General features: G+C 70.8%; 25 protein-coding genes. 13 read left to right on the top strand and 12 right to left on the bottom strand.

Going from position 1 to position 22894, the window contains the following annotated elements:
- The first annotated feature begins 31 nt into the window (after window positions 1-31).
- Window positions 32-790, top strand: coding sequence for an SGNH/GDSL hydrolase family protein (locus PYV02_RS05170; protein ID WP_275756855.1), 759 nt, complete (start codon window positions 32-34; stop codon window positions 788-790).
- Between the two features lies 1 nt (window position 791).
- On the opposite strand, the gene PYV02_RS05175 is transcribed toward PYV02_RS05170, so the two are convergent.
- Genes PYV02_RS05175 through PYV02_RS05195 form a run of 5 tightly spaced genes read right to left on the bottom strand, consistent with a single transcriptional unit; the run spans window position 792 to window position 5246 of the window.
- Entirely contained in the window at window positions 792-1154 is a 363-nt protein-coding gene (locus PYV02_RS05175) for a hypothetical protein (RefSeq protein ID WP_275756856.1), read from the bottom strand.
- A gap of 48 nt (window positions 1155-1202) precedes the next feature.
- A complete protein-coding gene (locus PYV02_RS05180; RefSeq protein ID WP_275756858.1) occupies window positions 1203-2630 on the bottom strand; it encodes an MFS transporter in 1428 nt (475 codons plus the stop codon).
- A gap of 11 nt (window positions 2631-2641) precedes the next feature.
- Entirely contained in the window at window positions 2642-3562 is a 921-nt protein-coding gene (locus PYV02_RS05185; RefSeq protein WP_275756859.1) for an NAD-dependent epimerase/dehydratase family protein, read from the bottom strand.
- Entirely contained in the window at window positions 3559-4344 is a 786-nt protein-coding gene (locus PYV02_RS05190) for a MaoC/PaaZ C-terminal domain-containing protein (protein ID WP_275756861.1), read from the bottom strand. The genes PYV02_RS05185 and PYV02_RS05190 overlap by 4 nt, the downstream gene beginning before the upstream one ends.
- Window positions 4341-5246 carry an SDR family oxidoreductase gene (locus PYV02_RS05195; protein WP_275756863.1) on the bottom strand — a complete coding sequence of 302 codons (906 nt, stop codon included), beginning with the start codon at window positions 5244-5246 and terminating at the stop codon, window positions 4341-4343. The genes PYV02_RS05190 and PYV02_RS05195 overlap by 4 nt, the downstream gene beginning before the upstream one ends.
- 115 nt (window positions 5247-5361) lie before the next feature.
- On the opposite strand from PYV02_RS05195, the gene PYV02_RS05200 reads away from it, so the two are divergent.
- Genes PYV02_RS05200 through PYV02_RS05215 form a run of 4 tightly spaced genes read left to right on the top strand, consistent with a single transcriptional unit; the run spans window position 5362 to window position 8799 of the window.
- The gene (locus PYV02_RS05200; protein ID WP_275756865.1) at window positions 5362-6120 is read left to right on the top strand and encodes an enoyl-CoA hydratase family protein; all 759 of its coding nucleotides are present in this window, start codon (window positions 5362-5364) and stop codon (window positions 6118-6120) included.
- Window positions 6117-6977, top strand: a complete 861-nt coding sequence (locus tag PYV02_RS05205; RefSeq protein ID WP_275756867.1) for a CoA transferase subunit A — start codon at window positions 6117-6119, stop codon at window positions 6975-6977. The genes PYV02_RS05200 and PYV02_RS05205 overlap by 4 nt, the downstream gene beginning before the upstream one ends.
- Window positions 6974-7729, top strand: a complete 756-nt coding sequence (locus tag PYV02_RS05210) for a CoA-transferase subunit beta (protein ID WP_275756869.1) — start codon at window positions 6974-6976, stop codon at window positions 7727-7729. The genes PYV02_RS05205 and PYV02_RS05210 overlap by 4 nt, the downstream gene beginning before the upstream one ends.
- Complete coding sequence (locus tag PYV02_RS05215; protein ID WP_275756871.1) at window positions 7726-8799, top strand: NAD(P)H-dependent flavin oxidoreductase; 1074 nt, start codon at window positions 7726-7728, stop codon at window positions 8797-8799. The genes PYV02_RS05210 and PYV02_RS05215 overlap by 4 nt, the downstream gene beginning before the upstream one ends.
- Before the next feature lie 16 nt (window positions 8800-8815).
- Here PYV02_RS05215 and PYV02_RS05220 read toward each other — a convergent pair whose 3' ends face one another.
- From PYV02_RS05220 to PYV02_RS05230, 3 genes are read right to left on the bottom strand one after another with little or no spacing between them, the layout of a single operon-like run.
- Complete coding sequence (locus PYV02_RS05220; protein WP_275756873.1) at window positions 8816-9967, bottom strand: acetyl-CoA C-acetyltransferase; 1152 nt, start codon at window positions 9965-9967, stop codon at window positions 8816-8818.
- A gap of 43 nt (window positions 9968-10010) precedes the next feature.
- Window positions 10011-10811: an SDR family oxidoreductase gene (locus tag PYV02_RS05225; protein ID WP_275756875.1), complete on the bottom strand. Its 801-nt coding sequence runs from the start codon at window positions 10809-10811 to the stop codon at window positions 10011-10013.
- Window positions 10808-11974 carry an acyl-CoA dehydrogenase family protein gene (locus tag PYV02_RS05230; protein WP_275756877.1) on the bottom strand — a complete coding sequence of 389 codons (1167 nt, stop codon included), beginning with the start codon at window positions 11972-11974 and terminating at the stop codon, window positions 10808-10810. The genes PYV02_RS05225 and PYV02_RS05230 overlap by 4 nt, the downstream gene beginning before the upstream one ends.
- A 106-nt stretch (window positions 11975-12080) precedes the next feature.
- Here PYV02_RS05230 and PYV02_RS05235 point away from each other — a divergent pair, with 106 nt between their 5' ends.
- The 4 genes from PYV02_RS05235 to PYV02_RS05250 are packed head-to-tail and all read left to right on the top strand — an operon-like array spanning window position 12081 to window position 16181.
- Window positions 12081-12932, top strand: coding sequence for an enoyl-CoA hydratase (locus PYV02_RS05235; RefSeq protein ID WP_275756879.1), 852 nt, complete (start codon window positions 12081-12083; stop codon window positions 12930-12932).
- Complete coding sequence (locus tag PYV02_RS05240) at window positions 12929-14101, top strand: acyl-CoA dehydrogenase family protein (RefSeq protein WP_275756881.1); 1173 nt, start codon at window positions 12929-12931, stop codon at window positions 14099-14101. Before PYV02_RS05235 ends, PYV02_RS05240 begins: the two co-directional genes overlap by 4 nt.
- The gene (locus PYV02_RS05245) at window positions 14098-15060 is read left to right on the top strand and encodes an acyl-CoA dehydrogenase family protein (protein WP_275756883.1); all 963 of its coding nucleotides are present in this window, start codon (window positions 14098-14100) and stop codon (window positions 15058-15060) included. The genes PYV02_RS05240 and PYV02_RS05245 overlap by 4 nt, the downstream gene beginning before the upstream one ends.
- A 17-nt stretch (window positions 15061-15077) precedes the next feature.
- Window positions 15078-16181: an acyl-CoA dehydrogenase family protein gene (locus tag PYV02_RS05250; RefSeq protein ID WP_275756885.1), complete on the top strand. Its 1104-nt coding sequence runs from the start codon at window positions 15078-15080 to the stop codon at window positions 16179-16181.
- Here the strand turns inward: PYV02_RS05250 and PYV02_RS05255 are convergent.
- Complete coding sequence (locus PYV02_RS05255; protein ID WP_275756887.1) at window positions 16164-16787, bottom strand: gamma carbonic anhydrase family protein; 624 nt, start codon at window positions 16785-16787, stop codon at window positions 16164-16166. The two genes, PYV02_RS05250 and PYV02_RS05255, sit on opposite strands and share 18 nt — an antisense overlap.
- A complete protein-coding gene (locus PYV02_RS05260; RefSeq protein WP_275756889.1) occupies window positions 16787-17533 on the bottom strand; it encodes an SDR family NAD(P)-dependent oxidoreductase in 747 nt (248 codons plus the stop codon). The genes PYV02_RS05255 and PYV02_RS05260 overlap by 1 nt, the downstream gene beginning before the upstream one ends.
- Before the next feature lie 59 nt (window positions 17534-17592).
- On the opposite strand from PYV02_RS05260, the gene PYV02_RS05265 reads away from it, so the two are divergent.
- Complete coding sequence (locus tag PYV02_RS05265; RefSeq protein ID WP_275756891.1) at window positions 17593-18024, top strand: VOC family protein; 432 nt, start codon at window positions 17593-17595, stop codon at window positions 18022-18024.
- Window positions 18025-18031: 7 nt separating this feature from the next.
- On the opposite strand, the gene PYV02_RS05270 is transcribed toward PYV02_RS05265, so the two are convergent.
- The gene (locus PYV02_RS05270) at window positions 18032-18760 is read right to left on the bottom strand and encodes an SDR family NAD(P)-dependent oxidoreductase (protein WP_275756893.1); all 729 of its coding nucleotides are present in this window, start codon (window positions 18758-18760) and stop codon (window positions 18032-18034) included.
- A gap of 100 nt (window positions 18761-18860) precedes the next feature.
- Between PYV02_RS05270 and PYV02_RS05275 the strand changes: the two genes are divergently transcribed.
- Both PYV02_RS05275 and PYV02_RS05280 read left to right on the top strand, forming a co-directional pair.
- Window positions 18861-19727, top strand: a complete 867-nt coding sequence (locus PYV02_RS05275; RefSeq protein ID WP_275756895.1) for a CoA transferase subunit A — start codon at window positions 18861-18863, stop codon at window positions 19725-19727.
- Window positions 19727-20479 (top strand): CoA-transferase subunit beta, encoded by a 753-nt coding sequence (locus tag PYV02_RS05280; protein ID WP_275756897.1) that lies wholly within the window; start codon window positions 19727-19729, stop codon window positions 20477-20479. Before PYV02_RS05275 ends, PYV02_RS05280 begins: the two co-directional genes overlap by 1 nt.
- 14 nt (window positions 20480-20493) lie before the next feature.
- On the opposite strand, the gene PYV02_RS05285 is transcribed toward PYV02_RS05280, so the two are convergent.
- The gene (locus tag PYV02_RS05285) at window positions 20494-21129 is read right to left on the bottom strand and encodes a TetR/AcrR family transcriptional regulator (RefSeq protein WP_275756899.1); all 636 of its coding nucleotides are present in this window, start codon (window positions 21127-21129) and stop codon (window positions 20494-20496) included.
- A gap of 122 nt (window positions 21130-21251) precedes the next feature.
- Here PYV02_RS05285 and PYV02_RS05290 point away from each other — a divergent pair, with 122 nt between their 5' ends.
- The gene (locus tag PYV02_RS05290; protein ID WP_275756901.1) at window positions 21252-22880 is read left to right on the top strand and encodes an AMP-binding protein; all 1629 of its coding nucleotides are present in this window, start codon (window positions 21252-21254) and stop codon (window positions 22878-22880) included.
- Window positions 22881-22894 lie beyond the last annotated feature (14 nt).

Below are 22894 nucleotides of genomic sequence, written 5' to 3' on the forward strand. Positions count from 1 at the left end.
TAGTCAAGCAGGTCTGTGATGGACTCGGTGCATGCAGCACAGCTTCTCGAGCTACGTGGCGATCGGCGACAGCTTCACCGAGGGCGTCGGTGACGAGTCGCCGGATGGCGGCACCCGCGGCTGGGCCGACCTGGTCGCCCTCGGCCTCGCGCTCGCGTCGCCCGAGCCGGTCGGCTACGCGAACCTGGCGATTCGGGGCAGACTGCTCGCGCCGATCGCGACCGACCAGCTCGACGCGGCGATCGCGCTCTCGCCGGCGCTCCTGAGCATCAACGGCGGCGGCAACGACATCATGAGACCGCGCGTCTCGATCTCCCGCGTCGCCGACCAGCTCATCGCCGCGGTGGAGCGGGCGACCACGGCCGGCATCCACGTGCTGCTGGCCAGCGGCGCCAACCCGACGCGGCACATCCCGCTCGGCGCCTCGATCGAGAAGCGCGGCGATCGACTCGCCGAGGCGGTGCGCGCCCACCTGCCACTCGGCCGGGTCACCTTCGTCGACAACTGGGCCGACGACGAACTCACCAAGCTCGAGTACTGGTCGCTCGACCGCCTGCACCTGGGGCCGGCCGGCCATCGGCGCGTCGCGGGCAACGTGCTCGCGGCGTTGGGAGTCGCGATCCCGGATGTCGCGGCCGACGCCATCCCCACCGAAACCCGACCGCGCACCGCCGCCTACTGGCGCGAGTACGTGCTGCCCTGGATCGGTCGCCGTCTCACCGGGCGATCGTCGGGCGACCACCGCGAGCCGAAGTCCGCGACGCTGCAGCGCGTCGAGGTGCCCCGCTGAGTCAGTTCGCGAACACCGCGATGAAGCCGACGAACACGCCGACCAGTAACAGGACGAGCCCCGCGCGGATGGCGAACGACTTCTGCCGGTACGCGGTCTGCACGTTCCCCCAGTAGATCGGACAACCCGCGTAGCCGATGGCGATGAGCCCGAGGCCGGTGACCAGCGCACTCGACCACCACGTCGCCGCAGCCGGTGGTGGCAACTGGGCTGGCCGCCATCCGCTCAGCACCAGCGCTCCCGTGGCGATCGCGGTCGCGAGCAGCGCGAACGCGAACCACCATGGAGCGACCGCGTCGATGCGGCGCAGTTCGGCACGAGCCGACATCTCCGGCTCGATCTCGGTCTCTTCCGTAGTACTCACGTCATCGATTGTAGAAACCGATCCGGTTCGACGGCACGGTCGGTGCGTTCAGACGGAGCCGCGGGCGGCTCTGCGCTGATCGACCACGGCGACGACGGCCGCGACTGCGAGCAGTCCGAGCGAGACCGCGGCGCCGTTGCGGTAGGCATCGCGATACGCCGACACCGCGTCCCCGTGCGCGACCGGCATCACCGAGGCGTAGAACACCGCGGTGACGATCGTCGTGCCGACCGCGGTGCCGATACGCTGTCCGACCTGGCCGACCGAGGCCGCGACGCCACCGCGCATCGGTTCCACGTCGTCGAGCGTGAGGGTCTGGTTGGCAGCGACCACCGCGCCGCCACCCGCGCCGCCGACCGTCAATACCCCGGCCACGACCCACGGCACGATCGCCTCCGGCACCAGAAACGTCACGGCGACGGCGCCCGCGAGGCCGACGGCGGTCGTCACCACTCCCGCGACGACGATGCCGCGACCGAATCGGTGGGTGTACTTGCCGAGCACCCAGGATGACACCGCCGACGCGAGCGCGAACGGCACGGTCGCGGCGCCCGCCGCCGCCGCCGAGACGCCCCAGCCCTGCTGCAGCACGAGCGCGGTCACGAGCAGGGCTCCGGGCATCGCGGCGTAGAACGCCGAGCCGAGCAGGATGCCGTTGCGATATCCGGCGATCCCGAAGAGCGTGAGGTCGACGAGCGGCCCACGGCCGAGGGCGCGGTAGCGCCGCTCCCACCACACGAACGCGGCCGTCGCGGCCGCCGCGATGGGCAGCGCGAGCCAACGCGCCGGATCATCGCCGGGCAATCCCGTCGTGAGCACGAACGGGGCCAGCAGCGCGACCGTCGCCACCGCGAGCAGCGCGACGCCGAGCGGATCGAGGTCGCGCGGGAGGCTCGACTCCGGCTGGTGCCTCGGGAGCACCCGAACGGCGATCGGCACGATCGCCACCACGATCGGCAGGGTCATCACGAACAGCAGACGCCAGCCGAACTCCGGCCCGCCGAGCGCGATGAGCACGCCGCCGATCGTCGGCCCGAGCGCGAGTGCGATGCTGAGCACCGCCCCGAAGACGCCGAGCGCGCGACCGCGTTCCGCTCCCCGGAACAGCTGCTGGATGATGCCGAGCGTCTGCGGCACGACGATGCCGGCCGAGACGCCCTGCAGCAGGCGGAACGCGATGAGCATCTCCGCCGTCGCCGCGAGGGCGCACCCGACGGCCGCGACACCGAAGAGCACGAGGCCGGCGATGAACAGGCTGCGCCGCGAACGCATGTCGCCGCGCCGCCCGGCCGGCACGAGCACGAGCGCGAAGGTCACGAGGTAGCCGACGACGATGAGCTGGATGCCCGTCGGACCGCCACCGAGGCTCCCCTCGATCGCCGGAACCGCGACGTTGATCTTCGAGATCTCGATGAGCGTCACCGCGGAGCCGATGACGCACACCGCGAATGCGGACCGTCGCCCGCGGTCGGACATGCCCGCGGCGGTCAGCCTCGTGCCCGATCGACCTCGTCGACGATCTGGCGCACGGCCCGCCGGACATCGCCGCGGTCGTAGCCGAGCAGCGCGCTCTCGGCCGGATCCGGCTCGTAGGCGAGCACCCGGCCGCGGCCCTGCGTGATGTAGCGGTCCATCAGGAAGGGATGCTCCTCATCCCGCTCCCGAATCGTCGCGCCGGACTCGGACTCGTCGGCGAACAGCTGGAAGAACTCGCGATAGCTGAGATTCTCGTCCCCGACGAGGTATGCGGTGCCCGCGACGCCGCGATCCAGCGCACCGGCCACGGCCTGCGCGAGGGAGCGAGCGGAGAGGTAGTTCGTGCCGCCGGGTGGGGCGGTCAGCGGCGGGGCATCCGTCGCGCCGCGCACCCAGTCCACCATCCGCTCGTAGCGGCGCAGCACCGGCCCCGGGATGCTCCCGACGATCGGCGGCGGGTTGAGGGTGACCGCGGCGAACGCCGACGACGAGAGGGCGCGCGTGCGCTCGTCGGCGAGCTGGCGGGCGCGCACGTAGGGATGCACCGCCGCGAGTTCGGGCATCGCCTGGTGGTAGCAGCTTCCGATCTGAACGAACCGGGCCACCCCGGCATCCCGCGCGAGGGCGGCGAACGCGGGCACGGCGTCGCTCTGCGCGGCGGCCCAGTGCGCCTCGGACTCGTCCTCGGCGGAGACATGGCGGGTATCGGTGCCCGCGGTGAAGACGACGGCGTCGAAGGGCTCGAGCTGCTCGCGGGTGAACGTGCCGGCGGCGTAGTCACCGGCGAGGTGGGGCATCCCCCGCACCGGAGAGGTGGCACGCGGTTCTGCACGCGACGAGACCGTGACCTCGTCGCCGCGTTCGGCGAGGAGAGTCGCGACGTGCGCGCCGATCATGCCGGTGCCGCCGACGACGAGCACGCGGGTGCTCATGCGAAGCGCACCGAACCGTCGGAGATGACCGTCGTGCCGGAGACCAGCACGTCGAACGCGCCGTCGTCCCACGAGCGAACGAGCAGTTCGTCCCCGGGCAGCACCGGACCGCTGAAGCGACCCGCGAGCGAGGCGAGGTCGGCGGGATGCGCTCCGACGACATCCGCGAGCGCGAGCGTCGAGGCCGCGAGCGTGCACAGTCCGTGCAGGATGGGCCTCGGCTGCCCGATGCGGGCGGCGGCCTCGGGGTCGATGTGGATGTGGTGGCGATCGCCCAGCAGGCGGTAGAGCGCCGCTTGATTCGGCGCCGTCGCGATGGTGCGTTCGTCGGTCGGCGCCGTCGCGGGTGCGTGGGCGCGGCCCGGCCCGCGCTCGCCACCGAACCCGCCGAACCCGGGAGCGAAGAGCGTCCAGGTGGCCGCGAAGTGGTCGCTCTCCACGATCACCTCGAACACCGCGGCCGCGCCCTTGTCCCAGACGTCACCCACACGAGCGGCAAGACGGATCTCGCCCTCGCGCGGTAGCGGCGCGAACACCTCAAGGGTCTGCGCGCCGTGCACGGCTCGCGCGTCGAAGGCTCCCGCCTCGGCGAGCACGTCCGGTGCCCATTGGGCGAGCGTGAGGCCGAAGGAGGGCAGCACGCGCAATCGGTCTTCGAAGACGAGATCGAGCGCGGTCGCCGGTGCGCCGATCGCGAGGGCGTAGAGGATGGCGTCGCGACTCGAATACGCGACGGTGCGTTCGCCGAGTGCGCGCCCGGCCCAGTCGCCCGCGCCGCTCACGAGCCGTACACCGGCTCGGGCACCGCCGCCTGGGCGATGAGCGAGCGGATCACGGGACCGAGCTCGGCGGCATCCCAGCGACGCCCGACGTCCTCGGCGGGACCGTGCCGCCAGCCCTCCTCGATGCAGATGCGGCCGCCCTCCACCTCGATGACGCGCCCGCTGACGTCGGCGGCGTCCGCACTGGCCAGCCACGCGACCACCGGCGAGACGTTGGCCGGGTCCATGCGGTCGAAGCCGTCGGCCGGGGCCGCCATGGCATCCGCGAACGGGCCCTCGGTCATGCGGGTGCGCGCCGAGGGCGCGAGCGCGTTGACGGTCACGCCGTAGTTGCGCAACTCCTGTGCGGCCACGATGGTCAGCGCCGCGATGCCCGCCTTCGCCGCCGAGTAGGCGGCCTGGCCGACCGAGCCCTGCAGCCCGGCGCCCGAGGACGTGTTGATGACCCGGCCCACGGGCTGGCGCCCCGCCTTTGACTCGGCGCGCCAGTACGCGGCGGCATGCCGCATCGTCGCGAAGTGGCCCTTGAGGTGCACGCGGATCACGGCATCCCACTCCTCCTCGCTCTGGTTGAAGAGCATGCGGTCGCGCACGAAGCCCGCGTTGTTGACCAGGACGTCGAGCCTGCCGAAGGTGTCGATCGCCAGCTGCACCATCTCGGATGCCTGCTGGAAGTCGGCGATGTCGGCGCCGTTGGCGATCGCCTCGCCTCCCTCGGCCACGATCAGGTCCACGACCTCTTGCGCCGGTCCCACCGATCGGCCCTCGCCGTCGAGCGAGGTGCCCAGATCGTTCACCACGACCTTCGCGCCCTGCCGTGCCAGTTCGAGCGCGTGCTCTCGCCCCAGCCCGCGGCCCGCGCCGGTGACGATCGCCACCCGTCCTTCACAGATTCCCGTCATCGCGTCCAGTCTCCTCGTCGAGCGCTCAGCGGGATGCACGACGGCTCGAATCTCCGTTGTATCCCGCTACCAAGCAAATGCTAGGCTATCAAGCAAACGTTAGGTCAGGGGTCCCATGGCAATCAATTCGACGATGCATCACAAGGGTGTGCGGATCGTCACGATGGATTATCCGCCCGTCAACGCCCTGCCGGTGGCCGGTTGGCACGGCATCGCGGACGCGATGAAGCAGGCCGGGACGGACGGGGAGACCCGCGTCATCGTGCTGCGCGCCGAGGGCCGTGGTTTCAATGCGGGTGTCGACATCAAGGAGATGCAGGCCACCAAGGGCTTCGAAGCCCTCCTCGGCGCCAACAAGGGCTGCTACGAGGCGTTCAAGGCGATCTACGAGTGCCCGGTGCCGGTCGTCTCCGCGGTGAACGGCTTCTGCCTCGGCGGGGGCGTCGGCCTCGTCGGCAACTCCGACGCGATCATCGCCTCCGACGACGCCTACTTCGGGCTGCCCGAAGTGGACCGCGGTGCGCTCGGCGCGGCGACCCACCTCTCGCGGCTCGTGCCCTCGCACCTCATGCGTCCGATGTACTACACGGGCCGCACCATCACGGCGCAGCGCCTCCACGAGCTCGGCAGCGTGCTCGAGGTGACCACGCGCGACCGGCTCGACGAGGTGGCCATCGCGCTCGCCGACGAGATCGCGGCGAAGGACCCACGCGTGGTGCGCGCCGTGAAGGAGGCGCTCAACGGCATCGACCCGATCGACGTCAACGCGAGCTACCGCTTCGAGCAGGGCTTCACCTACGAGCTCAACCTCGCCGGTGTCGCCGACGACCACCGGGACGAGTTCGTGGCGACCGGCGGCAACCTCACGACGTGAACGGCAAGCTGCGCGACCTCGACGATGCGGTCGGCACGATCTCCGACGGCATGACGGTCGGCATCGGCGGCTGGGGCTCGCGACGCAAGCCGATGTCGCTCGTGCGCGCGCTCATCCGTTCGGGGGCGCGCGACCTGCGCATCGTGAGCTTCGGCGGTCCGGATGTCGGCCTCCTGTGCGCGACCGGACAGGTGCGCGAGGTGACGGCCGGCTTCGTCTCGCTCGACTCGATCGCGATCGACCCGCACTTCGCGCGAGCGCGCGAGCACGGCGAGATCGGGTTCGTCGAACTCGATGAGGCGATGCTCGTCGCGGGGCTGCGGGCGGCGGCCCACCGGCTGCCCTTCGAGCTGACGCGTTCGGGCCTCGGTTCGGATGCCGTGCGCAGCAACCCGCAGATCCTCACGATCGTCTCCCCCTACCCCGATCGCGAGGAGTTCGTCGCGATGCCCGCCGTACCGCTCGACGTCGCCCTCATCCACGTCGACGTCGCGGACGATCGCGGCAGCGCCCGAATCCTCGCACCCGACGGACATTTCGACGACCTCTTCGCGCTCGCCGCCGAGCACGTGATCCTCAGCACCGAGCGCGTGGTGCCGACGGCCGAGCTTCCCGCGTTCGCCCCGGGCGGCAGCCTCGACCGCACGATGGTCCACGCCGTCGTCGAGGCGCCGGCCGGTGCGCACTTCACCGACGCGCCGGCGGTCGCCGCGCGCGACGAGGCGATGCAACGCGCCTACGTCGCGGCCGCAGCCGACCCCGAAGCGTGGGAGCGGTTCCGCGATGCGTTCCTGCTCGTCGACGAGTCCGGCTACCACCGGGCCGTCTCCGCGTTCCATGCGGGGGGCGCGGCATGACCGCGACCCGGGCCGAGATCGCCGCTGCGGCGTGCGGCGACGTGTTCCGCGACGCCGGCGAGGTGCTCGCCAGCGCGACAGGCACGGTCGCGACGATCGGGGTGCGGCTGGCGCGACTGACGCACGCCCCGCAGCTCATGCTCACCGACGGCGAGGCCGCGATCATGGCCGACACCCCTGCCGTGGACCGTCCCAGCGAGGCGAGCGAGGGATCGCTGCCGTACCGGGCGCTGTTCGACCTGATCATGCGCGGTCGGCGCCACGTGCTCATGGGCGGAGCCCAGCTGGATCGGCACGGCAACCACAACTTCTCCGCGATCGGGCCGCACGATCGCCCGACGCGGCAACTGCTCGGCACCCGTGCTGCCGCGACCAACACGGTCAATCACCCGACGAGCTACTGGATCGCGCGTCACTCCCCGCGCGTCTTCGTGCCGCGGGTGGATTTCGTCACGGGGCTCGGCACCGACCGCGCGGTCGAGGCGGGGGCCGCGGCATCCCGGTACCACCGGCTGCACCGCGTGGTCACGGATCTCGGTGTGTTCGACTACTCGGGTCCGGGCGGCACGATGGCCGTGCTCTCGCTGCATCCGGGGGTGTCGCTCGACGACGTCCGTGCGGCGACCGGATTCGAACTGCATGCACCGGCCGACGTGCCGGTGACCCGCACTCCCGACGCCGAGGAGCTGCGGTTGATCCGCGAGGTGCTCGATCCTCGCGGCGTTCGCGAACGAGAGGTACCGCAACCATGAGCACACCCCAGCTGATCTCGACGCGACTCACCGAGCTGACCGGGGTGGCACACCCGATCGTGCAGACCGGCATGGGCTGGGTGGCCGGCGCGCGACTGGTCACCGCCACCGCGGAGGCGGGAGCGCTCGGCATCCTCGCCTCCGCGACGATGACGATCGAAGAACTGGAGCGGGCGATCCTCGAGGTGAAGCGCCGCACCGACAAGCCCTTCGGCGTCAACCTGCGCGCCGATGCCGGCGACGCGCTCGAACGCGCCCAGCTGCTCATCACGCACGGCGTGAAGGTCGCCTCGTTCGCGCTGGCGCCCAAGCGCGAACTCATCGAGCGGCTCAAGGATCACGGGGTCGTCGTGATCCCCTCGATCGGTGCCGTGCGGCACGCGGAGAAGGTCGCGTCGTGGGGTGCGGATGCCGTGCTCGTCCAGGGCGGAGAAGGCGGCGGCCACACGGGTGCGGTGCCGACCACGCTGCTCGTGCCCTCGGTGATCGACGCCGTCGACATCCCCGTCATCGCGGCGGGCGGGTTCTACGACGGTCGGGGTCTCGCGGCCGCGATCGCCTGGGGTGCCGCCGGCATCGGCATGGGCACCCGGTTCTTGCTCACGAGCGACAGCGCCGTGCCGGAGGAGATCAAGCGGCAGTACCTGACGTTCGGTCTCGACGGCACGGTCGTCACCACCAAGGCGGACGGCATGCCGCACCGGTTGCTGCGCACCGACTTCGTCAACGACCTCGAGCGGCACAGCGCGCTGCGCCAGGTGCTGCCGACGCTGCGGCGCTCCTACCGCTTCAAGCGCATGTCCGGACTGTCGTGGCGCGAGCTCGCGGCCGATGCCCTGTCGATGAAGCGCAGTTCCGGTCGCAGCTGGGCCCAGATGATGCTCGCCGCCAACACCCCCATGCTGCTCAAGGCCGGGCTCGTCGACGGCGACACCGACGCGGGCATGCTCGCCGCGGGGCAGGTCGTCGGCGTGATCGACGACCTGCCCTCGTGCGAGCAGCTCGTCGACCGGGTGGTGCGCCAGGCGGCCGAACGGCTCACGAGCGCGGCGCGCACCGTCGTCGGCTGAGCGGCGACGGCGGGCGCTACAGCCGCTCGATGATGGTCACGTTGGCCTGACCGCCGCCCTCGCACATCACCTGCAGACCGAATCGCGCCTCACGACGCTCGAGTTCGTGCAGCAGCGTCGTCATGATGCGAGTGCCGGTCGCCCCGATCGGGTGCCCCAGCGCGATGCCGCCGCCGTTGACGTTGAGCTTCTCGCGATCGACGCCGAGCTCGCGCGACCACGCGATCACGACCGAGGCGAAGGCCTCGTTCGACTCGAACAGATCGATGTCATCGACGGTCATGCCCGCCTTCTCGAGCGCGTACTGCGTGGCCCGGATCGGCCCGGTCAGCATCCAGACCGGGTCGTCGGCGCGCACCGAGATGTGGTGGATGCGGGCCCGCGGCCGCAACCCGTGCCGTTCGACGGCGCGTTCGGAGGCGATGAGCATGGCGCTCGCAGCGTCGCTGATCTGGGATGCGACGGCCGCCGTGATGCGCCCGCCCTCGATCAGCGGCTGCAGCCCCGCCATCTTCTCGAGCGACGTGTCGCGGCGGGGACCCTCGTCGGCGGTGAGACCGGCGATCGGGGCGATCTCGCGCGCGAAACGCCCCTCGTCGGTGGCTGCGAGCGCGCGCCGATGACTCTCGAGCGCGAACTCCTCCATCTCGCCGCGGCTGATGTCCCACTTCTCGGCGATCATCTCGGCCGACCGGAACTGCGAGACCTCCTGCGTGCCGTACCGAGCAACCCACCCCGGTGATTCGGCGAAGGGCGTCGTGAACCCGAACTGCTCGCCGAGCGTCATCGCCGAGGAGATCGGGATGGCGGACATGTTCTGCACGCCGCCCGCAACGATGAGGTCGGCCGTGCCGCTCATCACCCCTTGCGCGGCGAAGTGCACGGACTGCTGGCTCGAACCGCACTGCCGGTCGATCGTGACCCCCGGCACGTGGTCGGGGAATCCCGCCACGAGCCACGCGGTGCGCGCGATATCGCCCGACTGCGATCCGATGGTGTCGGTGCACCCGAGGATGACGTCGTCAACAGCCGCCGGATCGATGCCGCTGCGCTCCACGAGCGCCGCGATCGCGTGCGCTCCCAGATCGGCGGAGTGCACGCCCGCGAGCGAGCCCCCGCGCTTGCCGACCGGCGTGCGCACGGCCTCGATGATGTAGGCCTCGTTCATCTGTGTCTCCTTCGATGGTGCCGCGCGAGCGGGCTGGTTCGGCTCAGGCGTGTTGACTCGACACGGCGACGACCTCGCCGGTCATGTACGAGGAGTAGTCGCTCGCCAGGAACACCATGACGTTGGCGATCTCCCACGGTTCCGCGGCGCGGCCGAAGGCCTCCTTCGCCTTGAGCTGCTCGAGCAGTTCCGGGGTCGTGACCTTCGCGAGGAAGGGATGCATCGCAAGGCTCGGCGAGACCGCGTTCACACGGATGCCGTGCTCGGCCAGGTCCATCGCGGCCGACCGCGTCAGCGCCATGACCCCGGCCTTCGCCGCGGCGTAGTGCGCCTGCCCCTCCTGGGCACGCCAGCCGATGACGGAGGCGTTGTTGACGATGACGCCCTTCGTACCGTCGGCGACCATGCGCCGCCCCGCCTCGCGGATGCAGCGGAAGGTGCCGGTGAGCGTCACGTCGAGCACGAGCGACCACTGGTCGTCGGTCATCTCGAGGATGGAGGCGGTGCCGCCGAGGCCCGCGTTGTTGATCATCACGTCGATGGGGCGGCCCTCGGCCTGCGCGACATCGAGCAGGGCCACGATGTCCGCATCCACGGTCACATTGCAGACTGCGTGCCGCACGCGCTCGGCGCCGAACTCGCTCGCAAGCTCCGCAGCGGCGGCCTCGAGTCGGGCGGCGTGCGTGTCACCGATCGTGACGAGCGCGGCGCCCTCCTCGAGACAGCGGCGCGCGACCGCGGAACCGATGCCCGCGCCCGCTGCCGCGGTCACCACCACGTGACGACCGTTCAGCAGTCCGTGCGGCGCGACATACTCGGGGGTCGGCTGTTCGCTGCGGGTCATGGGCGTGGCTCCTTCGGAAGGCCGAGCACGCGCTCGGCGATGACGTTTCTCTGGATCTCGTCCGAGCCGCCGTAGATGGTGTCCGAGCGGCTGAACAGGAACAGGGTCTGCAGGTCGTCGAGCTCGTACGGGGCATCCACGGTGAGCGCCGCGGCGCCGGCGACCGCCATCGCGAGCTCGCCGAGTTCGCGATGCCAGGGCGCCCACAGCAGTTTCGCGATCGACATCTCCGGGCCCTGCTCGCCGCTGAGCGTGCGCATGCCGTGCAACCGGATCACCTCAAGCCCCATCTGCGCCCGCACGATGCGGTCGTGGATGCCGGCGTCGTCGATCGCACCCGTGCGCCTCGCGAGGGCGACGATCCGGTCGAGCTCGCGCTGGAATCCGAGCTGCTGGCCGAGGGTGGACACGCCGCGCTCGAAGCCGAGGGTGGCCATGGCGACCGCCCAGCCGCCGCCGGGTTGCCCGACGACGAGGTCGGCATCCGTCGTCGCCGCGTCGAAGAAGACCTCGTTGAACTCGGAGGTTCCGGTGAGCTGCAGGATCGGTCGCACCTCGACGCCGGGCTGGTGCATCGGCACGAGCAGATACGACAGGCCGTCGTGCCGGCGGGAACCCTCGCCGGTGCGCGCGATCACGAAGCACCAGTCGGCGTGGTGGGCGAGCGAGGTCCACACCTTCTGCCCGTCGATGACCCAGTGGTCGCCGTCGAGGCGCGCTCGCGTGGCGACCGCGGCGAGGTCGGAGCCCGCGTTCGGCTCGGAGTAGCCCTGACACCAGAGTTCCTCGACGGCGACGATCTTCGGCAGGAACCGCGCCCGTTGCTCGGGTGTGCCGAGGGCGATCAGGGTCGGTCCGAGCAGCTCTTCGCCGAGGTGATTGACCCGGGCCGGCGCATCGGCGCGTGCGTATTCCTCGTGGAAGATCACCTGCTGCAGCAGGTCGAGCCCGCGCCCGCCGTACTCGGTCGGCCAGCCGACGCAGCTCCAGCCGTTGGCGGCGAGGTGCCGGTTCCACGCGAGCCGCTCGTCGAAGGCCTCGTGCTCGCGTCCCGAACCGCCGCGACCGCGCAGCTCGGCGAACTCGCCGACGAGGTTGCTCTCGAGCCAGTCGCGCACTTCAGCGCGAAAGGCCTCGTCCGCCTCGGAGAATGTCAGGTCCACATCTGCCTTTCGACCGCCGAACACCATTGGTCACGAAGTCAAGCATCACGTATGCTAGCAAACCAAGCACTTGTTTGGGTGCGAGAACTCGACGAGGAGCAGCATCATGGCCGACTCGACGTCCGACGTCGTCACGTACGAGGTGCGGGGCAGCACTGCCATCATCCGCCTCAACCGGCCGGAGTACCGCAACGCGCAGAACTCCAAGGTCACCTACGCGCTCGACGCCGCATTCACCCGCGCGGTCGACGAAGACGCGGTCAAGGTCATCGTGCTCGGGGGCAACGGCGATCACTTCTGTGCGGGCCACGACATCGGCACCCCCGATCGCGATGTCGATCAGAGCTTCGAGCGCAAGGCCGTCATCTGGTGGGATCACGTCGGCGCGGAGGGCGTCGACTCCCGCTTCGCCCGCGAGTCCGAGGTCTACCTCGGCATGTGCCGGCGTTGGCGCGAGATACCCAAGCCGACGATCGCCATGGTGCAGGGTGCCTGCATCGCGGGCGGGCTCATGCTCGCCTGGTCGTGCGACTTGATCGTCGCCGCCGACGACGCGTTCTTCTCCGACCCCGTCGTGAAGATGGGCATCCCCGGTGTGGAGTTCTTCGCGCATCCCTTCGTCATGAACCCTCGTGCCGCGAAGGAGTTCCTGTTCACCGGCGATCGCTTCTCGGCCGAGCGCGCGCACCAACTGGGCATGGTCAATCACGTCGTGCCGCGGGCCGAGCTCGAGGATGCCGTGCTCGCGCTCGCCGAGCGCATCGGCGCGATGCCGCGCCTCGGCCTCGCCCTCGCGAAGAAGGCCGTCAACCAGGTCGAAGACTTGCAGGGCTACCGCGCCGGCATGGACTCGGTGTTCGGTCTGCACCACGCCGCCCACGCGCACAACGCCGAGGTCGGCGGGGACTCGCTCGGCGGCATGCGCGTGAGAGAGATGCGCGAGGGGGACGGCGCATGAACCTCGACCTCTCCGACAGCGAACGCGCCTTCGACGCGGAGGCGCGCGCCTGGCTCGCCGCCAACGTGCCCGCCGAGCGGCTGCCCTCCATGGACACCCCGGAAGGCGCCGCCGCACACCGGGCGTGGGAGGCGAAACTCGCCGAAGGCCGCTGGTCGGTCGTCGCCTGGCCCGAGCAGTTCGGCGGCCGCGACGCGAGCCTCATCGAGTGGGTGCTGTTCGAAGAGGCCTACTACCGTTCGGGGGCGCCGACGCGCATCGCGCAGAACGGCATCTCGCTGCTGGCGCCGATCCTGTTCGAACACGGCACCGACGAGCAGAAGGCTCGATTCCTTCCGGCGATGAGCGACGGCTCGGAGATCTGGGCCCAGGCCTGGTCGGAGCCGGGCGCCGGGAGCGACCTCGCGGCCATCCGCGCGAGCGCACGACGCGACGAGGAACGCGGCGGCTGGCTGCTGAGCGGTCAGAAGACCTGGAGCTCGCGCGCGCCGTTCGCCGACCGCGGGTTCGGGCTGTTCCGTACCGACCCGGCCGCCGAACGGCACCGCGGACTCACCTACTTCCTGTTCCCGCTCGACGCGCCCGGCATCACGGTGCGACCCATCGCGCAGCTCGACGGCGACGCGGGGTTCGCGGAGATCTTCTTCGACGACGTGTTCGTGCCGGACGCCGACGTGCTGGGAGCCACGGGCGACGGTTGGCGGGTGGCGATGAGCACCGCCGGCAACGAGCGCGGGCTCTCGCTGCGCTCCCCTGGACGATTCTGCGCCGCCGCCGACCGGCTCGTCGAGCTCTGGCACAGCCACGGCGACAACGCCCCGCACGCGATCGATCGGGTCGTGGATGCCTGGGTCGGCGCTGAGGCGTACCGCCTCTACACCTGGGGCACCGTCAGCCGCCTCGCCGAGGGCGGGGATGTCGGACCGGACGGCAGCGTCAACAAGGTCTTCTGGTCCCAGCTCGACCTCGCGCTGCATGAGACCGCACTCGATCTGCTCGGCCCCGAGGCGGAGCTGCGTGGCGCCGGCGCGCCCGCCGGAGGCCGCTGGGCCGACGACTACCTCTTCGCGCTGGCCGGTCCGATCTACGCGGGCACGAATGAGATTCAGCGCGACATCATCGCCGAGCGCATCCTCGGCCTGCCGCGCGGTGACAGGAGGCGGTCGTGAGATTCACCCCGAGTGACGAGCAACTAGCGTTCGCCGACGCCGTCGACGACATTGTGATCTCGGGCGGCGGCCTCTCGGTCGCGCGCTCCTGGGCGGAGGGCGACCATCGCCCGGGCCTGAAGGTGTGGCGCGACCTCGCCGCGAGCGGCGTGCTGGGACTGCGCATCTCCGAGGAGGAGGGCGGTGTCGGTGCGAGCGCGAGCGAGCTCGTGGTGGTCTTCGAGCGTCTCGGCTTCCACGCGGTGCCGGGCCCGTACCTCGAGTCCGCGGTGCTGCTGCCGACGCTCGTCGACGCGACGCTGCGCGAGGGCATCGCCGATGGCTCGGTCGTGGCGACCGCCGCGGTGACCGGCACGACCCCGTTCGCGGTGGACGCGGATGCGAGCACGCACGCGTTCGAGGTGAGCGGTGCGTCGATCGCGGCCGCAGCATCCGACACCGTGCTGGAATCGCTCGATCCCGCGCGCCGGCTCGCGCGACTGCGGGCCACGGCGCCCGCGATGCCGCTCGATCCCACCGTGGTCGAGGCCGCGATCGCCGAGACCACGCTCGCGTGCGCGGCGATGCTCGTCGGTGCCGGGGAGCGGCTGCTGGCCGAGGCCGTCGCCTATGCGAAGGTGCGCGAACAGTTCGGCCGGGCGATCGGCGAGTACCAGGCGGTCAAGCACGCCCTCGCGGACGTGCGCATCGCGCTGAGCTTCGCGCGCCCTCTCGTCTACGGCGCGGCCCTCGATCTCGGCACGTCGACGACGGCGCGCAGCGTCTCGGCGGCGAAGCTCGCCGCCGGACAGGCCGCACTGAAGGCTGCGGGCACGGCCCTGCAGGTGCACGGCGCGATCGGCTACACCGCCGAGCACGACCTCGGGCTCGTGCTGCTGCGGGTGCGCGCCCTCGCCGGGGTGTGGGGCACGGCCTCCGATCATCGCGCCGTCATTGCGCGCGCGATCCTGGCATCCTGAGACCAAAGGAGCCCGACATGCATTTCGCACTGAGCGAGGAACACCTCGAGCTCGCGAGCACGGTGCGCAGCCTGCTCGCCAGGCACGCCGACTCGGTGGCCGTGCGCGCCGCGATGGTCTCCGAGGTGGGCTATGACGGCCAGCTGTGGCGACTGCTCTCCGAGGAGGTCGGGGCCGCCGCGCTCGCGATCCCGGAAGAGTACGGCGGGGCGGGGTTCAGCTCGTTCGAGACGCAGATCGTGCTCGAACAGCTCGGGGCGTCGCTGGCGCCCTCACCGCTGCTCGGCTCAGCGGTGGTCGCCGCCGACGCCCTGCTGCTCGCCGCCGACGACGAGGCCTGCGCACGCCTGCTCCCCGGAATCGCCGACGGCACGTCCGTCGCGACGGTGGCCTGGGCGGATGCCACGGGCCGCTGGCGCACGAACGGCTCCGGCATCCGCGCCACCCCCGGCGAACCCTGGCGGCTCACCGGCGAGGCGACGCTCGTGCTCGACGGAGCGAACGCCGACGTCGTGCTCGCGATCGCCGAAACGGATGACGGCGTCGGCATCTTCGAGGTGCTCGGCGACGGGGTGACCCGGGTTGCCACGCCGGCCCTCGACCCGACGCTGCGGTTCGCGACGCTCACGTTCTCCGACGCCGCGGCGCGTCCGTTGCTGCTCGATGCCGCAGCGGCCGTCGCCGGCCTGCGCGATCGCGCGATCACCGCCGTGAGCGCGCTGCAGGTGGGCGCGGCACAGCGCGGACTCGACATGACCGTCGCCTACTCGCAGCAGCGGGTGCAGTTCGGCCGCGCGATCGGATCGTTCCAGGCGCTCAAGCACCGGATGGCGGACATGCTGCTGCAGGTCGAGACGGCGCGCACGGTGTCGTGGGCGGCGGGATGGTCGGCCTCCGTGGATGCCGCGGACCTGCCCGAACGTGCCGCGCTCGCGAAAGCGTGGTGCACGACCGCCCTCGACCACGTGGCCGCCGAGACCGTGCAGCTGCACGGCGGCATCGCGATCACCTGGGAGCACGACGCGCAGCTGCTGTTCAAGCGCGCCCACGCTCTCGGCCAGCTGTTCGGCGACGCCGGGGAGCACCGCCGTCGGTTCGGGGAGCTACGCGGGCTCGGCTGATCCACCCCGCCGCTCGTGCAACGGCACGGAGACGTCGCGCCCGGTGCTCACGCGCGCGCGATCGGGCTCGGGTTCGGTCAGCGGCGTCACGGGGCGCAGCGTCGCGATGCTGCGCTGCGCGAGTTCCTGGTAGATGCGCACGCCATCGCGCTTCCACTCGATCGCCACCTGGTCGAGCTGCCGCACGACCTTCGCCGGGCTGCCGAGCGCCAGCGCCCCGGCGGGGATGATCGTGCCCGCCGTCACGACCGCGCCTGCACCGACGAGGGCGTTCTCGCCGACCTCGGCGCCGTCGAGCACGATCGCGCCGATGCCGATGAGGGCGTAGGAACCGATCGTGCAGCCGTGCAGCACGGCCTGGTGCCCGATGTGGCTCCCGGGCTCGAGCACCGCGTCCGCGCCGGGGAAGGCGTGGATGACGCACGAGTCCTGCACGTTCGACCCGGCACCGACGACGATGCGGCCGAAGTCACCCCGCAGGCTCGCGAACGGGCCGATGTAGCATCCCGGCCCGATGATCACGTCGCCGATGAGGCTCGCAGTCTCGTGCACGAACGCGGTCGGGTCGACCACGGGCACGACGCCGTCGATCTCGTAGGCCGGCATCAGGCGGTCACCCCGCCGTCGATGACGAAGTCCTGCCCGGTGCAATAGCTGCTCGCGTCGCTCGCGAGGAAGGCGATCAGGTTCGAGACCTCCTCGGGGCGCCCCGCGCGCGGGATCGGGATGGTCGAGATGAAGCCGACGCCCTGACGCGTCTGCTCGCTGATCATCGGGGTGTCGACGGCGCCCGGGCACACGGCGTTGACCCGGATGCCGTACGGGCCGTACTCGCGCGCCACCGAACGCGTGGCACCCCGCAGGCCGAACTTCGAGGCGGAGTACGGCACACGGCCCGGGGCGCCCTCGAGACCCGCGGTCGAGCTGACGTTGATGATCGAACCGCCCCGATCGCGCATCAGGGGCAGCACCTCGCGCATGCCGATCATGGGCCCCACGAGATTGATCTCGAGCGTGCGGCGCAGGAGTGCGTCGTCGGAGTCGGCGAGGGGTGCCACCGGCGAGTACCCCGCGTTGTTGACGAGCACGTCGATGCGACCGAACCGCTCCCGCGCGAGAGCGACGACCGCCTGCCAATCGGCCGTCGAAGTCACGTCGTGCGCGACGCCGACCGACTCGCCGCCGAGGGCGGCCGCGAGCGCGACCACGCTCGCTTCATCGACGTCGGTGAGGATGATGCGCGCCCCGAGCTCGTGCAGCAGGGCGGCATGGGCGCGCCCCTGCCCGCCCGCGGCACCGGTGAGCACCACGACCTTGCCGTCGAGCTGCAGGATGCGGTCGGTCGCGGTCATGTCAATCCACCTTCGCTAGAGTCTGAGCAAACGCTTGATCGAGAGGAGCGGGCATGGTCGTGCACCACGCAGGAATCACCGTGAGCGACCTGGATGCGGCCGCGGACTTCTTCGTGCACCTCACCGGTGGCGAACTGCTGGGCCCGTACGAGAAGAGCGGACCGGCGATCGACGCCGTCACGGGATACGTCGGCGTCGTGGTGCGGCAGGCCTTCGTGCGGCTGCCCGGTGACGCCACGCTCATCGAGTTGCTGGAGTACCGCGGCGGTTCGGGCGTGCGCATCGACCCCGACAACGGCAGCATCGGCGCGATGCACGTCGCGCTCGTCGTCGACGATCTCGACGCCACGCTGGACCGACTCGCGGCGCGCGGCGTGACCAGGCTCTCCGACCCCATCACCGCCACGAGCGGACCGCTCGAGCACCACCGGCTGCTGTACGTGCTCGGACCCGACGACGTGCGCGTCGAGCTCATCGAGGCGCCACGCTGACCGGCGGTCACTTGCCCACCGCCGTCCACCCGCCGTCCACGGGCAGCGTCTGACCCGTGACGAATCCGGCGTCGCACAGCAGGTAGACGATCGAGGCCGCCATCTCCTCGGGCGAGGCGAGCCTTCCGAGCGGGGACCGTCGCTCGATCGCTCCCACGTCGTAGCCGCCGTCGATCATCTCCTGCACCATCGGGGTGAGGGTGTGCCCCGGGGCGACGCCGTTGACGCGCACCCCGAGCGGGGCCCATTCGATCGCCAGGTTCGCGGTCAGCTGACGCACGGCCGCCTTCGCGGTGCCGTAGTCGGCCTGGTTCGGCCAGCCGCCGTAGGCGGTGGTGGAGGAGACCGTCACGATCGATGCCGCGCGGCCCTGCAGCCGCCGCACGACCGATCTGGCCACCACGAGCGTGCCGATCACGTGCACGTCCAGCACCCGGCGTGTGCGCTCGAGATCGAGCTCGAGCGCCGGCACGAACTCCCCGCGGACGCCGTGACAGGTCACCAAGCCCGTCACGATCCCCGAACGCGTCTCCGCCGCGGCCAGGGCGACCTCCACCGCGACCTCGTCGCTGCAGTCGACCGCGGCGAATCCGACCCCGGCCGCACTCGGCTGCTGCAGGTCGAACACCGTGATCGCGTGGCCGCGTTCGAGCAGAATCCCCACCACCGCAGCACCGATGCCGCTGCTGCCCCCGGTGACGAGCGTGTGCGGCGCTGTGGTGCTGGTGTCTGCCATCTCGTCCTCCTCGACGACCCCGGAGGGCGTGGTGATTCATGGTACTGTGGCAACCAAACAAGCGCTAGGTTTCGCAGCGTCGCGACATGAGGAGCGGGGAATGCTCGATAAGACGATGAGCCTCGATGAGGCCGTCGCGTCCATCGAATCCGGCATGACGGTGGGCATCGGGGGCTGGGGTTCGCGGCGCAAGCCGATGGCGCTCGTGCGCGCGCTGCTGCGCACCGAGGTCACCGACCTCACGATCGTCGCCTTCGGCGGGCCCGACGTCGGACTCCTCGTCGAGGCCGGCAAGGCGCGCAAGGTCGTCTACGGCTTCGTGTCGCTCGACAGCATCCCGCTCGATCCGCTCTTCACGCGGGCACGCGAACGCGGCGGGCTCGAGGTCGAGGAGTACGACGAGGGCATGTTCGTCACCGGCCTGCGCGCCGCCGCCGCGCGTCTGTCGTTCCTGCCGACCCGTGCGGGGCTCGGCTCCGACGTGCTCGCCGCCAACCCGAGCTTGCGCATGGTGGCATCCCCCTACGACGACGAGGAGTACGTCGCCATGAAGGCGCTGCCGCTCGACGTCGCCCTGTTGCACGCCAATCGCAGCGACAGCGCGGGCAACGCCCAGTTCCTCGGGCCGGACCCCTACTTCGACGACCTGTTCGCGATGGCGGCGACCCGCACGTTCCTGAGCGCCGAGCGCGTCATCCCGACGGAGCGACTGCTCGACGAGGGCTCGTTCCACACCCTGATGTTCAGTCGCATGTACGTCACCGGCGTGATCGAGGCGCCCGGCGGAGCCCACTTCACGGCCTGCGAGCCCGACTACGACCGCGACGAGGCGTTCCAGCGCCACTACGCCCAGTCGGCGCGCGACGACGCGGCCTGGCTCGAGTTCAGTCGCGAGTTCCTGGGCGGCGATGAGGCCGACTACCGCGATGCCGTGGCGCGTTTCGCCGCACGGAAGGACGAGAACTGATGCCCGCCACCACCGCCGAGGTCTGCATCGCCGCGTGCGCCGACACCTACCGCGAGTCGGGCGAGGTGCTCGCGCACGCCGTCGGCACCATCCCGACGATCGGCGCGCGCCTGGCCAAGCTCACGTTCGCGCCGCAGATCGTGCTCACCGACGGCGAGGCATTCCTCATGAGCGAGCCGCCACCGCTCGGGGCGACGGCCGCCGCCGGTGGCGTGATCGAGGGCTGGGCGCCGTTCCGTCGCATCTTCGACATCCTCGCGACGGGCCGGCGGCAGAGCATGATGGGGGCGAGCCAGATCGATGCCTTCGGCAACCAGAACATCTCCCTCATCGGCGACTGGAACACCCCGAAGCGCCAGCTCATCGGCGTGCGCGGCGCGCCCGGCAACACCGTCAACCATCGCGTGGACTACTGGGTGGCGCGCCACAGCGCGCGACTGTTCGTGCCGAAGGTGGACATGGTCTCGGGCGTCGGCAACGACCGCGCTCGCGCCGGGGGTGCCGCCATGCGCTTCCACCACCTCGGCGTGATCGTGACGAACCTCGCCGTACTGGACTTCGACGAGCAGGGGCGCGTGAAGGTCAAGTCGCTGCACCCCGGCGTGACGGCCGAACAGGTGCGCGAGAACACGGGCTTCGAGATCGAGATCGGGGATGCCCCGACCACGCGCATCCCGAACGCCGAAGAACTCCGCCTCATCCGCGAGGTGCTCGACCCGCGGGCCAAGCGCACGCGAGAAGTGCCGGACTGACCCGAATGCGACCCTCAGTGCGACGAAGCGCTTGCGGGATCCAGCATCCCGTGATGCAGCAGGGCGAGACACTGGTCCCGCACGGTCTCGACGGTGTTGCGCCCGCCGTGGCGGTACCACTTGACGGTCGCCCACACCGCGTCGCGGATGAAGCGGTAGGTCAGCTGCACGTCGAGCTCGGGGCGGAACACGCCGGCCGCCTGGCCTGCGCGCATCGTGCTGAGCCAGATCATCTCGATCTGCTGACTCTTCTCCGCGACGAACTCGAACCCGCGCTGCCGGTAGAGGAACGACGATTCGTTCTGGTACAGGGCCACGGCATCGGGCTTGGAGTCGATCGTGACGAACGCGTAGGCGATGAGCTCGTCGAAGGTCTCGCGCGGGTCGAGCCCGGCATCGGAGATCGTCTGGAATCGCGCGAGCAGGTCATCGAGGAAGCTCCGAAGGATCTCCTCGAGAATGGCCTCCTTGGAGGAGAAGTGGTGGTACAGGCTGCCCGAGAGGATCCCGGCCTCATCCGCGATGTCGCGCACCGTCGTCGCGGAGTAGCCGCGCGAGGCGATGAGGTGGGCGGCGATGAGCAGCAGCTGATCCCGACGGCTCTGCGGTGCTCCGGTGGCCGGGTCCTGGATGATGGGATTGCTGGTCATCGGCGAGTCTCCCTGCGGTCTTGTACAAGCACTTGCTCAGTGTGCCGTATCCGCGGGCGCTTCGGCGACATCCGCGACGGCCGATTCTTCCGACGCGACCGCATTCCAACGATGGGATACCGATGAACGCCAACCCCGACGACCGCACGATTCCGGGGATGCTCGCCGCCGCGGCCGAGCGCTACGACGAGCACCTCGCCGTCGTCGACGGACCGCAGCGGGTGAGCTACCGCGGACTGTACGAGCTCGTGCGACGCGCCGCGCGCGCCTACCTCGCTCAGGGCGTGCGCCGCGGAGACCGGGTCGCGGTGTGGGCGCCCAACCGGCTCGAGTTCATCGTCGCCATGCTCGGGGCGCAGTCGATCGGGGCCGCCGTGGTGCCGCTGAACACGCGCTACACCGGCCGCGAGGCGCACGTGATCCTCGAGCGCTCCGGCAGCTCGGTGCTCGTCGTCGCCGACGGCTTCCTCGGCAAGGACTACACGCATCTGCTGCAGGATGCCGGCCGCGCCGAGCACGCGGACGACCCGTCGTCACCGGTGGTCGGCCTACCCCAGCTGCGACTCATCGTCGACCTCGACGATGCCGCCGCCGGTCCCGGCGAGTTGAGCTGGCCGCAGTTCCTCGCCCTCGGCGACGCCGACGCGGAGGAGGCGCTGGACGCCGCCATGGCGGCGGTGACCGCGGAGGACATCGTCGACATCCTCTACACCTCGGGCACCACCGGTGTGCCGAAGGGCGTCATGAGCGCCCACCGTCAGACGCTCGGCGTGGCGCGCGCCTGGGCGGCCGGCGCGAACCTGTCGCCGGACGACCGCTACGCCATCGTGAACCCCTTCTTCCACGGCTTCGGCTACAAGGCCGGGATGACCTCGTCCCTTGTCGCGGGCGCCACCATCTACCCCGTGGCCACGTTCGACACCGACCAGCTGCTGACCCTGATCCAGACGGAGCGCATCACCGTGATGCCGGGCGTGCCGACGATCTTCACGTCCCTGCTCGACCACCCCCGCCTTCGGGAGTACGACCTCTCGTCGTTGCGGTTCGCGGTCGCCGGTGCGACGGCGGCTCCCGCGACCCTGTTCCGCGACATGGTCGAGATCCTCGGGTTCGAGACGATCGCGCAGGCCTACGGGCTCACCGAGTGCATCGTCGCGACGATGTCGCGCCCCGGCGAGACCCTCGAGCACGCGGCCCAGACGACCGGGCCGGCGGTGGCGGGCACCGAAATCCGGGTGATCGACACCGAAGGCCGTGACGTGCCCGTCGGCGAGGACGGCGAGATCCTGCTGCGCGGCGACAACGTGATGCTCGGGTACTTCCACGACGAGGAGGCGACGCGCGCGGCGATCGATCCCGAGGGCTGGTTCCACACCGGTGACATCGGGCGCCTCGATGAGCACGGCTGCCTCAAGATCACCGACCGACTGAAGGACATGTACATCGTCGGCGGGTTCAACGTGTACCCGGCGGAGGTCGAGAACGTGCTGCGCCAGCATCCGGCCGTCAACGAGTCCGCCGTGATCGGGTTGGATGACGCCCGCCTCGGCGCCGTGGGCCGGGCCTACGTCGCGCTGCTGCACGACGCCGACCCCAAGCCCGACGCGAGCGACCTCGACGCGTTCTGCCGAGCGCGCCTGGCGAACTTCAAGGTGCCGCGCGAGTTCGTCTTCGTCGAAGACTTCCCCCGCAACGCGACCGGCAAGATCATGAAGTCGGAGCTGCGGGAGCTCGCGACCCGCGAGGGCTGAGCCCCGTCTCGACC

It is taken from the genome of Antiquaquibacter metalliresistens (assembly GCF_029211225.1).
Classification (GTDB): Bacteria; Actinomycetota; Actinomycetes; order Actinomycetales; family Microbacteriaceae; genus Rhodoglobus; species Rhodoglobus metalliresistens.